This is a genomic window from Streptomyces sp. NPDC031340 (assembly GCF_055569945.1).
The window spans coordinates 1-14,773 of sequence record NZ_JBVIIE010000030.1; the positions used below are offsets into that span (position 1 = coordinate 1).

The window sequence follows — 14,773 nt, forward strand, 5'->3', positions numbered from 1 at the left end:
GGCCGCGGTTTGTTCTTTTTTTTCCTTCCGGGGGAGAGTCCCATCCCCCCCACCCCCCCAAACCCCACCCTCCCCCCGGGGGGGGGGGGAAGGACCGCGGGAGGGGGGGGGGGCCCCCCCCACCGCCCCCCCCCCACCCCGCAGCGAACCGAACACGACCATGCCCCCGGACGGGACGGTGAACCACCCTTGCCCAGTGAGCCCCTGCCCAGACGCCGGTTCCTCGGATACGTACTGGCCGCCCCGACGTTGACGGCGGCGGCCGAACTCCTCCCCGCGCGCCCGGCGCGGGCGGACATCCCCTCGCCGGAGATCACCGAACTGGTCGATCTCAACGACGTGATGACGGCGGCGGCCGCGCCGACTTCCGGCCTGATCACGGTGGAGGTGAACAAGGACGGCACCGTCGGCTTCGCGCTGCCGCGGGCCGAGGTGGGCCAGGGCATCACCACGTCGACGGCCATGCTGATAGCCGAGGAACTGGACGTGCCCGTGGAACGGGTGCGCGTCACCCTGGCCGACGCGCGCCCGGAGCTGCTGTTCAACCAGCTCACCGGCGGATCGAACACGACGCTCTCCACGTACACGCCGATCCGGGTCGCCGCCGCCGTCGCCCGGGCACGGCTGCTGCGGGCGGCGGCGGAGGAATGGGGCGTCACCGTCGGCGGCCTGGAGTTGCGGGCCGGAGTCGTCACCGGCCCCGGGGGCCGGAGCGCCGGCATCGGAACGCTCGCCGAGAAGGCCGCGAGCGTACGCACCGAGCAGGTGGCCGTGGACCTCAAGCCGCGTGACGAGTTCACCGTCATCGGAAAGCCGCACAACCGCGTCGACGCCCTCGCCGCGGTCACCGGGCGCAAGAAGTTCACGCTGGACCTGGACGTCCCGGACGCCCTGCCGACCATGGTGTGCCGTCCGCCGACGATCAACGGCAAGGTCGGCCCGGTCTCCGATCTGCCCGAGATCCTGGCCATGCCCGGGGTCACCGACGTCGTGGTGATCTCGACCGGGGTGGCGGTGCGCGCGGCGACCTTCGGCCAGTGCATCGACGCGGTACGCGCCCTGCGGGTGTCCTGGAAGCCGGGGAGCGCGGAAGGCAAGTCCGACGCGTCCGTCCTGGAGGAACTGCGGGCCGCCGAACTGCCGTTGGGGCCTGCTCCGCTGACGCCGAGCGTGGAGGGCAGGTTCACCTTCCACTTCCGCGGCAACAGCGCGCTGGAACCGAACTGCGCGATAGCCGACGTGCGTTCCGACCGCGCCGAGATCTGGTCGAGCCTCAAGGCGCCGATCGTCGCGCAGGAGGCGATCGCCGCCGGGCTCGGCCTGCCGGTCGGTGCGGTGACCGTTCATGTCACCGAGGGCGGCGGCTCCTTCGGCCGCAAACTCTTCTTCGACGCGGCGCTGGAGGCCGCCGAGGTCTCCCAGAAGATCCGCAAACCGGTCAAGCTCATGTGGCACCGCGCCGACGACTCCCGTCAGGGGCGCGCCCACCCCATGGCCACCTCCCGCGTCCGCATCGCCTACCTCGGCGACACCGTCCTCAGCTACCGGCAACGGCACACCAGCGTCGCCACCGACCTCAGCCACGGCCTCGGAGAGATCTTCACCGCCATGGCCGCGAAACTGCCGGTGGGCGACATCGGGTTCGCGGAGACGTTCTTCCAGCTCTCCCAGTCGATGCCCTACAGGTTCGGCGAGAACAGCCGGCTGCTGAACGAGACCGACAACGGCTTCAACACCGGCAGCATGCGCAACGTGTACTCCCCCGACGTCACCTGCGCCCGGGAACTCCTCGTCGACCAGCTCGCCGCCCGGATGGGCAAGGACCCCTACCGGTTCCGGCGCGACTTCCTCAAGGACGACCGGTCCCGGGCGGTGTTGGACAAGGTCGCGGAAGTCGGGGGCTGGGGCCGGGCGATGCCGGCCGGCATGGCGCAGGGCATCGCGTTCCACTCCGAGTACCACGCCGTCAGCGCGGTGCTGGTGGAGATCGACTGCCGTCCCGGGACCGTCGGCCGCCCGATCCGCGACGGCGTGGCCGGACCGCGCGTCACCAAGGCGGTGCTGGCCGTCGACGTGGGTCTCGCCGTCAACCCGCGCGGCCTGGAAGCCCAGATGATGGGCTGCGTCATGGACGGGATCGCCCAGACCCTCACCTCCAGCCTGCACCTGCGCGACGGGTACTTCCTGGAAGCCAGCTGGGACAACTACTTCTACACCCGGCAGTGGAACACCCCTCCCGAGCTGGAGATCGTCGTCATGCCCACCAGCACCGGGGAGCCCGGCGGGGCCGGGGAGCTGGGCGTCGCCGCCTCGATGGCCGCTGTCGCCTGCGCGTACGGCCGGGCCACGGGCGCGATGCCCACCAGCTTCCCGATCAACCACGGCACCCTCTCCTTCGAACCCAAGCCCACGATCCCTCCCGTTCCGGCGTCACCCACCGACGGCCTGGACCACGTCCGCTGACACCTGGAGAACCCGTGCCCCAGCACACGTTCCGCCTCAACGGCGAGCAGGTCACCGTCGACGTCGCCGACGACGTGCGGCTCCTGTGGGTCCTGCGCGACGTCCTCGGCGTCACCGGACCGAAGTACGGATGCGGCATCAACGTCTGCAAGGCGTGCACCAGCCATCTCAACGGCCACGCCGTCAACCCCTGCGCGGTGCCCGTGAAGGACCTCCGGCCGACCGACGAGGTCACCACGATCGAGGGACTGCCGGCCACGGTGGGCGCGGACCTGCACCCGATGCAGCGGGCCTGGCTCGACCAGGACGTGGCCCAGTGCGGCTACTGCCAGCCCGGCCAGATCATGGCCGCCGTCGCGCTCGTGCGCCGGGTGGCCGAGGAGGGCCGCGACATCACCGACGCCGACCTCGACGGCATCCGCAACATCTGCCGCTGCGGCACCTACCCCCGCATCCGCGAAGCCATCAAGGCCGGCTCCGCGGACATGTGACGAGACCAGTGAGGGGAAACTGCATGTCCGCCCGTCGTCCATCGATCGTGCTGACCGCCCTGGCCGTCACCCTGCTCGCCCTCGCGGCGGTCGTCCGCTTCGTCGTCGTCCCGTACGCGACCAAGCTGCCCGGTGACGCCGACCAGACCGTGCACTACGCCGGAAAGGCCACACTGCTCGACAGCAAGGCCCTGCAGTCCGGAGACACCGCCCACGCATTCCGGTCCGGCCTCCCCGTCACCGTCGACCGACGGGTGCGGGTCACATCCACCCACGGCGACACGGCCGTGCTCGAGGACGCGACGAAGATCCACGTCGGCGGGCAGACCCTGCCCGGCTCGCAGACGTACGCCCTCGACAGACAGAGCAGGAAGGGAACCTCACCACCCGCCTCGACGGCCGTGGAACCCTCCCGGGGCGCGCTCAGTTCGGCCTTCCCGCCGAACCCCGCACGGGACGACTCCTACGAGTACTACGATCCGACGACCCGGTCGATCGTGCCGGTGCACTACACCGGGTCGACGAAGCGCGAAGGCCGCACGGTGAACGTCTACCGGATCACGGTCTCGGCACCGGTCAAGGACCCCGCCGTGCTCGAACCGCTGCCGCCCGCCCTGCCCAAGAAGCTCGTCGCGGGCCTGCTGCCCGGTCTCGACGCCACGACCCGGGCCCGCTTCACGCCCGCGGCGCTGTCCGCGCTGCCCGACCCCGTGCCGCTCGGCTACCAGGGCCGGTCGACGCTGGTCGCCTACGTCGACCGGCAGACCGGCGTCGCCATCGACCAGTCGGTGACCAGAAGCGTCGTGGCGACCGCCGCCGTGGGCGGCGAGCCGGCCACGCTGCTGCCGGTGTCCGCCTTCACCTTCCGCATCACTCCCGCGAGCGCAAAGGACCTCGGCGACACGGCGGCCTCGGCGGGCCTGACGCTGACCCTCCTGAAGGACGTGGCACCGCTCGCCCTGCTCGGGCTCGCCGCCGTGCTCCTGCTGATCGCCGTGCTGCGGCGGAACCGACGGCCGGACGCCGCCTCCGCCCCCACCGCCCCCGCATCCCCGGTGACGGCCTCCGAGCCGCAGTAGGGGCCCGGCAGTAGGCGCCCGCCGAACAGCACCGTCCCCAGCGGTTTCCCAGTCGCGGTCCGCACCATGTCACGGGCGGTTCCCAGGGCCGCCCGTGACAGCGGAGACGAGAGACAGGAAGTCCTATGCCGTCAACGAGCGGAGGCGCTGGGCACAGCGGGGCGTTCGGTGTGCCGCCCGGGAAGGAGACCGCGTTCGCGTGCTCTGCCACGCGCCGGGCCTGGCTCCGGTCCAGAGCGCTGCACCACCTGCGCCACCTCGGCCCCTACGCGCTCGTCGCCGTGGTGTCGGGGCTGTGCGGCGCGCTGGGCGTGCCCCGGTGGCTCGTCGCCGTGGCGGCCGGGACGGCCCTGGTCGTCGTCGTGCCCGTCCACCGGTGGCACTGCCGGCACGCCTCGGTCAACGCCCGCAGGGCACGGCTGATCCTGGAGCACTACCCGTGGCGGCTGTGTTCGCTGGAGTGGGGGGCGGGTCCGGGTGACCAGGCGGACCGGGTCTCCGCCCGCAAGTGGCGGGGCCCGTTCTTCCGGCTGGCCGATCCCGATGTCGCCGGGCGTGTGTGGGTGCACGGCGTCCCGGGGCCCGGCCCGCTGAACTCCTCCGTCCGGTCACCGTGCGCCCCGGGCGTCCTGGCCGAGGCGTTCGGCGCCGACGGCGGTCAGCAGGAGGCGTGGTTCGCGGGGGACCCGCGGTTCGGCGGCGTGCTGTCTCCCGTCGGCGGCGGCCGGCCGGTCCTGACTCAGGCACGCGGACGGCGGGGCCTCAAGGGCGAGCACAAGGCCGCCTCGCCCGAACAGGACACCCTCGCCGTCCGCGCCGGGCTGCTGGACTACGACGAGCTGCCCAAGTCGCATCCGCTGCGCCGCGCGCACGAGAACGGCGGGCCGGGCGGCGGGCCGGCCGCGCCCCGGCCGGGTCCGGCCCGGCCGGTGACGGGTTCGTCGCCGGGCCGCAGCGCCGCGGCACGGACCGCGCTGGCGATCTTCGGCGTGACGGCCCTGCTCACCGGGCTGTTGCTGGTGTTCGTGGCCGTGCGGCCGGACGGCACCGAGGCGGTCGTGCGGATCTATGTCGGCATGCTGGCGACGCTGGCGCTGGCGGTCGCCTTCCGTCTGGGCGCCGGCCTCGCCGGAGACGTGGACCGCGGTCCGCTGCGGTGGCTCCGCGGGCTCGCGGAGGGCTTCTTCTGGACGGCGTTCGTGCTGTTCTGGGCAGGCCTGTTCGTCGCGTCGTGAGCGGGGTCGGAGGCAGGGGGTGAGGCGGCCTCAGGTCTTCCGCACCGCCAGTGTTCTCCCGGTGCCTTCCCAGCGCGGCGGGCGAGAGTACGTGCGTACCGAGTCCGGTCCCTACCGGTCCCGCGCCGCTTCCCGAGGAGACATCACCATGACTGCCACCGATGCCGCATCCGCCGTCCGGACCGCCCCCGCTCCCGCGCCCGACGGATCGTCAAGGCGCGCCCGCTGGCCGCTGTTCGGCGTCGCCGCCGGACTGCTCGGCGCGGTGGCCACGCTCGTCACCGACATCCACCCCGAGGAGCGCCCCGGAGGCAACACCTCGGCGGTGATCTCGGACATCTCGCAGACGAAGGCGCACGCGAGCATCGTCGCCGGATTCCTCGTCGTGGGGCTGCTGCTGGTGCTGGCCGGGGCGTGGCGGCGCCGGGTCGAGCCGCAGGTGCCCGGCAGTACGGCGGCCCATGTGGTCAGCGGCGCCCTGACGGCGTCCGCGGCCGCGCTGACCCTCGGCTACGGCTGGAAGGGCGCCCTGGCCGTCTACCTGCCCGGAGGCATGGACGCGGGCGCCTTCGACCGCTCGGGCCTGTACGTGCTGTTCATGCTCAACGACTTCGGCAGCTTCATCGGCTGGCTCGGCGTCGTGGTCGCCGCCGGCGCGATCGCCTGGATGGGGCTGCGGGAGCGCACGGTCTCGCGCTGGATCGGCGCGGTCAGCGTGCTGCCCGTGCTGGTGGTGACGGGCTTCGTGGCCGCCACCGGTCTGCCCGGTTTCCAGGGCATCGTGGGCCCCCTGTGGCTCGCGGTGGCGTTCCTCGGCCTGTCCTTCGGCCGCAGCCCGATCGCCAGGTGAGACAGGGCTGATCGCCCGGCGGGTGCTCCTGACGCCGGCCGGGTGTCCCGGCCGGCGTCAGCGACGCGCGTGACGGATCGTCAGCCGTCCGAACTCCATGGCGCCGGAGATCCGGATCGTCGACCCACCGGAGCGGGAGCGCTGCCGGGCCTTGTAGCGCGTGTCCTTCCACCCGGTGCGCAGACCGTCGAAGTCGACGATCGCGTCGCGAGGCACCGTGATCGTGGCTTTGCCGGTGCCGAGCTGCAGTTCGATGTCGACCACCGGGTGCTCGATGACCGCCTCGGACAGGTCCAGGTGAACACGTCCGTACGCGGACTCGACCTTGAGGGTCCGCGGCACCCGCCAGGGGCCGCGCCGCGTGATCCGTCCTCCGGCGGCGGCGATGACGGACGTCGTGCCCGTGTTCTGCGCGGGGAGCGAGGCCAGGACCGGCGAAAGCTCGCCGTGCGTCCTGGCGGTCAGCGCCCGCTGGAGACGTTCGTCCATCTCCTCGTGCGAGAGGTGCCCGGCGGCGTACGCCTCCTGCACACGCCGGACGGCCGTGTCGCGGTCGTCTTCACCGAGCGGGGGCGACGGGTTTTCCGGCAGGGAGGTCACCGTCCCACTCTAGTGGGCGTCGCGGCAACGGGCGGAGCGGAACGGCCCGCGCGAACCCGGTTTCGCGCGGGCCGTCCTGACGTCACGTCACCGCGGTCGGCGCGGCTCCGTCAGCACGGGCAGTACTCCGTGCCCATCCCCAGGAAGGGGATGTCCTGGTCCCTGAACGCTCCGGAGTAGGCCTGCACCTCGTCCACGTCGCCGTGCAGGTACTCGCCCCAGCCGTCGCCGGTCTTCGCCCGGCCGACCTGGAGGGCGCCGGCGCTGTGCCAGCCGTCGGGCAGGGTCGCGGTCGCCTGGGCGTTGGTGATGCCGTCGAGGTACAGCTTGATCGTGTCGGTGGCGTCGTCGTAGACCACGGCGAGGCGATGGCCCTGCCCTTCGCCTCCGTCGGCGGCCTCGATCTGTGAGACCACCTGTTCGGGCGCTCCCGCCTCGTCCTTCTCGGGCATCACCAGCTGCCAGGCGTGCGTGGACGGCTCGTAACGCACCCTGAAGGCGTCGGTGTGCTCGCCGGACTGCGACAGCACGGTCATCGGGTGGGCGGGCTCGGCGTCGGCGAGGCGTACGACGACACCCAGGGTGAAGCTGTCCGCGGTGTCCACCACGGGCCCGTCGGCGGCGGCGTGACCGGTCTCGCCGTCCAGGGTCAGGTGCCCGTCGCCGACCAGGGCCGGCGGCACGTAGGGGCAGTCGGGGTCGAGTTCGGGGATGCAGGAGCCGTCGGAGCCCCGGTAGATCGAGGCCCCGGTGCCGAGCCGCAGCGGCGGGCCGTCCGACTGCTCGGGGCTCGTGCCGTCCGTCGCGGTCTCGAACGACCAGCGACCGAGCGACTTCGCTTTGCGCAGCGCCAGTTCGGCTACCTCCTTCGGCACCACGACCCGGTCGTGGACCCGTACGTCGCCGATGTCGCCGTGCCACCGGTCACGGTAGCCGGCCGTGTCCCTGGCACGCCCGATCTGGAACGCTCCGGACGCCTCGTCGGGAGACGCCGGCACGGCGGTGCCGGTCTCATGGCCGTTGACGTACAGGTGAGCAAGGCCCGTCTCCGCGTCGTACAGCCCCAGCAGGTGGGCCCACTCGCCGGTCTCGGGGGCGCCGCCGGACACCCGCGCGTCTCCGATCGAGAACGACCAGGCGGAGCCGGAGTCCCGGCTGCGCAGCCCGAGGACGAACCCGGGCTCGCCGTCCGCGTCCTGGCTGGCGACGGTCATGTTCCGGTCGGTTTCGGCGGGCCGCACCCAGGCGCTGACGGCGAAGGTGTCGCGGATGTCGGTGGCCGGGGCGTCCGGGGTGAGGAAGCCGTGCGCGCTGCCGTCGAGGGCGGCCGTGGCGGTGGCCGCGGTGCCGCTGGGCGCGGGACCGCCGAAGGTCACGCCGGTGCCGGCACGGGCGGCGGTGCCCGTCTCGGCGGCGGCCGAGCCGGAGCCCGCGAGGTCGTCCAGCTTCCAGCGGGCGACGGGTGCGCGGCCGGCCTTCACGCTGAAGTCGTACCGCGTCTCCCCGCTGCTGCGCCCCGAGCGGTCGACGGCGCGGACCGTCAGCCACTTGACCCCTTCGGTGAGCGGCAGATAGGGGATGGTCACGGCCGCTCCCGGCCGCGGGGCGGCGACGGTTCCGTAGGGGGCGCCCAGGAGTTCGTACGTGTACGACACCACGTCGTCGGAGGGCGAGTCCACGGTGAAGTGACCGTAAACGCCCACTCCGTCCGTCCAGAACTGCTCTTCCGGGTATTCGGGGGAACTGACCGTCGGCTTCTCGGGGCTCACGTCGTCGTACACGAACGAGCAGACCGAGCCGTCGCCCTCGTCGCTCCACGCGGAGGTCGCCTCGCCGTCGTCGGCGCGGACGTGCCAGGAGATGACGGTGTCCGCCGGGATGTCGTCCGGCATCTGCCAGTACCAGCGCGAGCCCGACGACAACGTTGCCGAAGTGTAGGCGCGGCGCTGCTCCGCCCCCGCCGCGTCGGTCCACCAGGCTTCGAACTCGCCCGTGACAGGGCTGGATTCGGACGGCTGGTTGTCCTCCTCCGGGTCGTACAGTACGGCGCTCAGCCTGGGCGGCGCCGAGACGTACGCCGTGGCGTCGCCCGTCCCGCACGCCTTGCTGTCGGACTTGAGGTTCTCGACGAGCGGCTGCTTGGGCGGCAGGTTGTCCACCGCGTACGCCGTGCCGCCGCCCATGGCCAGCAGCGCCGCCGTGCAGCTCGCCACCACGATCCCTCTGTGTCTGCTCGCCCCTCGTAACCTGGTCAAGTGTTCCTCCCCTGTCAGCCGTTCAGGCACGTGGATCACATGAGTCACACGTGCCGGATCAAGCTAACAGGGGCCACTGACAAGCCGTCCGGAATATCGGCGCCGCCGGAGTCCGGCGCGGTGCGGGCCGCCCCGCAGGGTGAGCCGAACGCCGCGCGGACCGCGCGGCGGCCGGGGCGGGCCGGTGGGCGGGTCAGAGCCAGTGCCAGGTGATCTGGGCGCGGGAGCGGCGTTCGGCCAGCCATGCGGCGACGGCCGCGCGGCCCGCCGCTGCGAGGGTGTCGTCGTCGTGGGGCGCGGGACGGCGGGAGAGGACGGCGCCGACGAGGAGTTCGCCGTCGTGCCGGACGGGCCGGGGGACGAGCGTGCCCGCCGCGAGGTCGCGCAGCGGGAGCGGCAGGCCGTCGGGCAGGCTCGTGCCGGTGGTCACGCGCAGCGGCGCGCCCGCGTCGGCCGCCGCGCGGGCGAACACGGCGAACTCCTCGGCACTGCCGGCCTCGGCGAGCGGGGCCAGGAGCGCGGCCTGCCGTGCGGTGGCCCATACGGCGTGGACGTGCTCGAAGTCCCTTTCGTGGGTGCGCAGATGGTCGCGGGCCTGGCTCTCGGCGATGCGGCGGCGGAGCCGGGCCACCAGCGCCTCCTCGGTCATCTGCCGGTCGAACGCGGCGTGGGTGAGGCCGAGCGAGTCGAGCCAGGCGAACAGCGCGTCGCGGCTGTGCAGGCCGAGGCGGCGGCGGAAGTCGTCCACGGCGGCCTGGACCTCGGCCGGGGTCGCCGGCTCGGGGTCGGCGTGGGCGTCCGCGAGCAGCAGGACGTGGTCCACCAGCCGGTCGTGCAGGGTGCGGTCGGGCAGGCCCGCGGCCCGCAGGACGTACAGCGCCGCGGGGATGGACACCGAGTGCAGCCCGTCGACGGTGAGCACCCGGCCGGCCGCCCAGTGGGTGGAGTGGTCGACGGCCCACGGCAGGCCGTCCTCCGGCTGGGAGTTGACGGCGACGCAGCCGCCGTCGGGGTGGTCGATGAGCAGGTCGTAGTCGACCAGCGGGGTGCCCGGCGGCTCGTCGACGACGAGCACGGCGGCGGGCCCGCCGCGGCGGCGCACGTCCGCGGCCCAGTGCTCGGCGGTGCGGCGGGCGCCGGGCAGGCTCTCGCGGCGGCGCGGCAGGGCGCGCAGCAGGGTGACGGCCTCGGCGAGGGCGGCGTCGAAGGACAGGGCCGGGGCCGGCGTGAGCGGCGCGGCGGCGGCCGGGACGGCGGGGGCGGGGGCGGGGGTCATGGCGTCACAACCTTCGCGGGCTGGTCGGGTGCGGTCGGGGCGGCGGAGCCGCGGGCGGGTTCATCGGCGCTGAGCCAGTCGGCGACGGCGTGGGCGATGGGCATGCCGGTGAGCGTCTCCACCCAGCCCCACCGGCCGTTGACGTCGATCTCCAGGAAGACGTAGTCGCCGTCGGGCGTGAGGATCAGGTCGATGGCGCCGTAGGACAGTCCGAGCGACTCGACGAGGGCCACGCAGCGCCGCCGGACCTCGTCGGGCAGCCGGTGCTCGCGGCAGGCGACGGCGGCGTCCCGGTGGTGGCGCCGGTCCTGAGCGGTGGTGCGGGAGGCCCGCGAGTCGGTGAGGGAGGCCTGCGAGTCGGTGCGGGAGGCCTGCGAGTCGGTCTCGGCTGCGAACACCTCTCCCCCGACGACGGTGACCCGCAGCTCGACCCGCTTGGGCACGTCGGGCTGGAGGATCACCGGGGCGTGGCGGATGCGGGCGCGTCCGGCGAGGTCGCGGCGGTGCACCGGCACGGTGTGCATGTGGTGGCGCTCGCCGTCGACACGGACGTCGTGGCAGGTCAGCGCCTTGCTGATCAGGCGTCCGCCGGCGGTCTCCCAGGCGGGCACCAGTTCGTCCGGGTCGTTGGTGACCAGGGTGTCCGGGACGGTGAAGCCCAGCTCGGCCGCGCGGGTCAGGCTGACCAGCCTGTTGCCGGCGACGGCGGCGCGCGATACCGGTCCGGGCATCCAGCGGCGCGCCGGCAGGATCTCCTTCAGGCCGCGCAGGAAGTACGTCGAGACGTGCTCCGCCCAGGCGCGGTGTGTCGGTTCCCGGACGCTGTCCGCCGTGTGGGCGGGTCCGGGGCGGTGTACCCACACCGCGGTCACGTCGGCGAGGTCGTGGGTGGCGCCGCCGGTGTGCAGCAGCGCGCGGGGGAGCCCGCCTCGCACCTGGAAGGTCAGGCGGCTCTCCGCCGGGAAGCGGTCCTCGTTCCACCACAGCACCTCGGCGCCGAACCGCTCCAGGTGCGGGAGCACGAAGCGGACCGTGACGTCCTGCGGGTCGCTGATGATCAGGATCATGGTGTGGGCTCCTCGGCCGCGCTGTGCGTTCCGGATCCGGGCGGGTACCGGGCGGGCGGGCCGGAGTGCGCCCGCCCGGACCGTCGGATCAGGTGTTCCAGCAGTACTCGCTGCTGCGGGCCTGGCGTCGGCCACGGGAGGAACACTCACGGATCTGACTGGGAAGCCACTGGCAGCGAGCCGGGGCGCCCTTCCCCAGTGGGTTGCCAGCCGCAGGCAAGAAGCTCACGGGAAGACGACCGGCGAGGGGACGCATGACCGACATCAGCCTGGGGGTACTGGGACGCATCAGTGCGGACGTGGACGGCGCGTCCGCCGCGCTCGGCGGCCGGGTGCCCCGCTCGCTCCTCGCCCTGCTGGTGTCCGAGCGAGGCCGGATGGTCAGCGCGGACCGGATCGTCGACGAGCTGTGGGAGGGCGCGCCGCCCGCGAGCGCCGTCACCACCCTGCACGGCTACGTCGCCTCGCTGCGCCGGGCCCTGGAACCGGACCGCGCGGCCCGCGCGCCGTCCACGCTGCTGGTGCGGCAGGGCCCCGGCTATGTGCTGCGCGTGCCGCCGGAGGCCGTGGACGCCGAACGTTTCACCCAGCACGCCCAGCTCGGCAGCCGCGCCCTGGCCGCCGGCGACCCGGCCCGCGCCGCCGAGGAACTGGACGCCGCGGAACGGCTGTGGCGCGGCCCCGCCTACGCCGACTGCCGCGACGCCGCGTTCGCCCGCCCCGAGGTGGTGCGGCTGGAGGCGCTGCGACTGGCCGCCCGGGAGGACCGCTTCGCGTGCGCCCTGCGGCAGGGCGAGCACGTGACGGCCGTCGCCGCCCTGCAGGCCCACGCCGACGAGTACCCGCTGCGGGAGCGGACGTGGTCGCTGCTGGCTCTGGCGCTGTACCGGTGCGGGCGGCAGGGCGACGCGCTCGCCGCGCTGCGCACCGTGCGGGAGCGGCTGGTGGAGGAGCTCGGCGCCGACCCGGGCCCGGAGCTGCGCAGGCTGGAGGCGGACGTCCTCGCGCAGTCCCCGTCGCTGGACCTGCCCGGGCCCGTCGCGGCGACGTTCGCCCCGGCCGCGCGCACCGGGTCCGGCCCGGAGCCGGTGCGTACGGCGTCCGCCTCCGACCGCACCCGCAACCTGCCCCGGCACGTCTCCAGCTTCGTCGGCCGCCGGGAGCAGTTGGCGGGCCTGCGGGCGCTGCTGGACGAACACCGGCTGGTCTCCGTCGTCGGACCGGGCGGCATGGGCAAGACCAGGCTCGCCAACGAGGCCGCGGCGGCCCGCGACGACCTCGACGGTCCCTGGCTCGTCGAGCTGACGACCGTCACGGACCCGGCCGACCTGCCGCACGCGATCGGCTCCGTGCTCGGCCTGGCGGGCGCGGACTCCGCCCGCTCGCTGGCCCCGGCCCTGGCCGGCCGCAGCGCCCTGCTCGTGCTGGACAACTGCGAGCACGTCATCGACGCCGCCGCCGCACTCGTGGAGTCGCTGCTGGAGCAGTGTCCGGAGCTGCGGGTGCTCGCCACCAGCCGGGAGCCCCTGCGGATCGCCGGCGAGGCCGTGCTCGACCTGCCACCGCTGGCCGCGGACGGCCCCGACTCCGAGGCCGTCCGCCTCTTCCGCGACCGTGCCCGCACCCTCGTGCCCACCTGGCAGCCCTCCGCCGAGGAACTCGTGACGCTCGCCGAGGTGTGCCGCGCGCTCGACGGCATGCCGCTGGCGATCGAGCTCGCCGCCGCGCACAGCCGTACCCTGTCGGTGCGGCAGATCGCCGACCACTTGGACGATCGCTTCGCGCTGCTCAGCGGCGGCACCCGCACCGCGCCGCGGCGGCACCGCTCGCTCGAGGCGGCCGTCGCCTGGAGCCACGAGTCCCTCGACCCCGCCGAGCGGCGCTTCTTCGACCGGCTCAGCGTGTTCGCGGGCAGCTTCGACCTGGACGCCGCACGCCGGGTGACCGGGGACACCGCCGCGCTGTCGCGGATCACCGGCCTGGTCGCCAAGTCGCTGGTGACGGTCGAGCCGGGCACCGAGCCGCGCCGCTACCGCATGCTGGAGACACTGCGCCACTACGGCGACCGGCAGCTGGCCGACGGAGAACGCCGCGAGGTGGCCGCCCGCCACCGGGCGTGGGCCGAACAGTTCGCCGAGGAGGCCGGCCGCCGGGCGCGCAGCGCCGACACCTCCCGCTGGCTCGGCCGCCTGGAGGCGGAGCTGCCGAACTTCCGCACCGCGATCGCGTCGGCGTTCGCGGCCGGCGAGCCGGCCGTCGCCCTGCGCATCGCGACCGAGCTGTACTGGTTCTTCTACCGGCGCGGGCATGTCGGCGAGGGCCTGGACTGGCTCACCCGCGGGCTCGCGGAGGCGCCGCCGGCCGAGCCCGCGCTGTACGCCCGGGGCTACATCGGCAAGGCGGTGCTGCACTACCTCTCGGGCGACCTGCCGTCCGCGGGCGCCGCCCTGGACGCGGCGCAGTCGTTCGCCCTGGAGGCGGACGATCCCGAGCAGCGTGCGCTGGTGCTGTGCTACCGCGCCTACTTCCTCGCCGCGACCGGCGACGTGGCGGGCGCGGCCGAGTTCGGCGAGCGGGCGCTCGCGCTGGCCCGCGAGGCGGCCCAGCCGTGGGTGGAGGCCGAGGCGCTGATGGTGCTCGGGCAGGTCGCCCGGGCGAGCGGCGACCTGGCGGCGGCCGACGCGCTGATCGTGCGTGCGGTGTCGGCGGCCCACGCGTCCGGGCACGAGTGGGCCGCGCTGTCGTCCACCTGGATCGGCCTGAAGATCGCGATGGACCTGGGCGACCGGGACCATCTGCTGCGCCGCGCCCGGGAGTTGGTGCAGGAGTTGTACGAGGAGTGGGACGTCACCTCATGGCTGGTCGGTCTGCACTCGCTCGCGGGCTGCCTGACGATGCTGGGCCGCCCCGAGGACGGCGCCGGGCTGCTGGGCACGGTGGCGGCGATCGGCGGGCGGATCGGCTTCTTCCCGGAGCGGATGGACCCGCTGGACGGACCGCGCAACGCCGAGGCCGTCCGGGCGGCGCTCAGCGCGGAGGAGTTCGACGCGCGGTTCGCCGAGGGGCGCGGGATGGCGCGCGCCGAGGCGACGGCGTACGTCCGGGACCTGCTGGATCTCCTGGGATGAGGACGGCCGCCGGGTGTGCGGGGCGCCGGATGTACGGGGGGTCGGACGCGCCTGCCTGGAATCTCTCTGGAATCGGATCCTCCGTTTCCGATCCGGTTCCCAGCCGCTTCCCAGACCCGGCGGACACCCTGGGGACATGGCAGGCGGCGAAACCTCTCATCGGCACCCTTCGCCGCCGTGCCGCGACCGGCATTCCGGCGCCGTACGGGGGGCGGCGCCGGGAAGCCGGGACTCATTCGGACAGTGCCGCCGACCGCCGGTGATCACCTGGGAACCGACTGGAGACGCCTCCCCGCTGCTCGCACGAGCCGGCGTCCACGGAGTGGCGG

Annotated in this window: 10 protein-coding genes; 6 read left to right on the forward strand and 4 right to left on the reverse strand. The window is 73.9% G+C overall.

Features of this window, described 5'->3' with window-relative positions:
* The first annotated feature begins 189 nt into the window (after nt 1-189).
* From ACZ5GT_RS23275 to ACZ5GT_RS23295, 5 genes are all read left to right on the forward strand, one after another.
* Nucleotides 190-2,463 (forward strand): molybdopterin cofactor-binding domain-containing protein, encoded by a 2,274-nt coding sequence (locus ACZ5GT_RS23275; protein WP_469028834.1) that lies wholly within the window; start codon nt 190-192, stop codon nt 2,461-2,463.
* A gap of 14 nt (nt 2,464-2,477) precedes the next feature.
* Nucleotides 2,478-2,954, forward strand: coding sequence for a (2Fe-2S)-binding protein (locus tag ACZ5GT_RS23280; RefSeq protein WP_469028838.1), 477 nt, complete (start codon nt 2,478-2,480; stop codon nt 2,952-2,954).
* 23 nt (nt 2,955-2,977) lie between these two features.
* The gene (locus tag ACZ5GT_RS23285) at nt 2,978-4,033 is read left to right on the forward strand and encodes a porin PorA family protein (RefSeq protein WP_469028845.1); all 1,056 of its coding nucleotides are present in this window, start codon (nt 2,978-2,980) and stop codon (nt 4,031-4,033) included.
* A gap of 125 nt (nt 4,034-4,158) precedes the next feature.
* Entirely contained in the window at nt 4,159-5,268 is a 1,110-nt protein-coding gene (locus ACZ5GT_RS23290; protein ID WP_469028848.1) for a hypothetical protein, read from the forward strand.
* Between the two features lie 148 nt (nt 5,269-5,416).
* Nucleotides 5,417-6,118, forward strand: coding sequence for a hypothetical protein (locus tag ACZ5GT_RS23295; protein WP_469028853.1), 702 nt, complete (start codon nt 5,417-5,419; stop codon nt 6,116-6,118).
* 57 nt (nt 6,119-6,175) lie between these two features.
* Here the strand turns inward: ACZ5GT_RS23295 and ACZ5GT_RS23300 are convergent, their stop codons facing one another.
* The 4 genes from ACZ5GT_RS23300 to ACZ5GT_RS23315 form a co-directional block, all read right to left on the reverse strand.
* Nucleotides 6,176-6,718, reverse strand: coding sequence for a DUF1707 SHOCT-like domain-containing protein (locus tag ACZ5GT_RS23300; protein ID WP_469028859.1), 543 nt, complete (start codon nt 6,716-6,718; stop codon nt 6,176-6,178).
* 110 nt (nt 6,719-6,828) lie between these two features.
* Nucleotides 6,829-8,934: a LamG domain-containing protein gene (locus ACZ5GT_RS23305; protein ID WP_469028866.1), complete on the reverse strand. Its 2,106-nt coding sequence runs from the start codon at nt 8,932-8,934 to the stop codon at nt 6,829-6,831.
* Between the two features lie 232 nt (nt 8,935-9,166).
* Nucleotides 9,167-10,249, reverse strand: a complete 1,083-nt coding sequence (locus ACZ5GT_RS23310; RefSeq protein WP_469028869.1) for a TIGR04500 family putative peptide maturation system protein — start codon at nt 10,247-10,249, stop codon at nt 9,167-9,169.
* On the reverse strand, nt 10,246-11,316 hold the full coding sequence (locus ACZ5GT_RS23315; protein WP_469028874.1) for an MvdC/MvdD family ATP grasp protein: 1,071 nt from the start codon (nt 11,314-11,316) through the stop codon (nt 10,246-10,248). The genes ACZ5GT_RS23310 and ACZ5GT_RS23315 overlap by 4 nt, the downstream gene beginning before the upstream one ends.
* Before the next feature lie 254 nt (nt 11,317-11,570).
* Here ACZ5GT_RS23315 and ACZ5GT_RS23320 point away from each other — a divergent pair, with 254 nt between their 5' ends.
* Nucleotides 11,571-14,444: an AfsR/SARP family transcriptional regulator gene (locus ACZ5GT_RS23320; RefSeq protein ID WP_469028878.1), complete on the forward strand. Its 2,874-nt coding sequence runs from the start codon at nt 11,571-11,573 to the stop codon at nt 14,442-14,444.
* The last annotated feature ends 329 nt before the right edge of the window (nt 14,445-14,773 follow it).

Excerpts from the sequence above, each read along its gene's own strand:
- ACZ5GT_RS23285 (WP_469028845.1), top strand. The coding sequence starts at position 2,978 with ATGTCCGCCCGTCGTCCATCGATCGTGCTGACCGCCCTGGCCGTCACC.
- ACZ5GT_RS23290 (WP_469028848.1), top strand. The coding sequence starts at position 4,159 with ATGCCGTCAACGAGCGGAGGCGCTGGGCACAGCGGGGCGTTCGGTGTG.
- ACZ5GT_RS23295 (WP_469028853.1), top strand. The coding sequence starts at position 5,417 with ATGACTGCCACCGATGCCGCATCCGCCGTCCGGACCGCCCCCGCTCCC.
- ACZ5GT_RS23310 (WP_469028869.1), bottom strand. The coding sequence starts at position 10,249 with ATGACCCCCGCCCCCGCCCCCGCCGTCCCGGCCGCCGCCGCGCCGCTC.
- ACZ5GT_RS23315 (WP_469028874.1), bottom strand. The coding sequence starts at position 11,316 with ATGATCCTGATCATCAGCGACCCGCAGGACGTCACGGTCCGCTTCGTG.
- ACZ5GT_RS23320 (WP_469028878.1), top strand. The coding sequence starts at position 11,571 with ATGACCGACATCAGCCTGGGGGTACTGGGACGCATCAGTGCGGACGTG.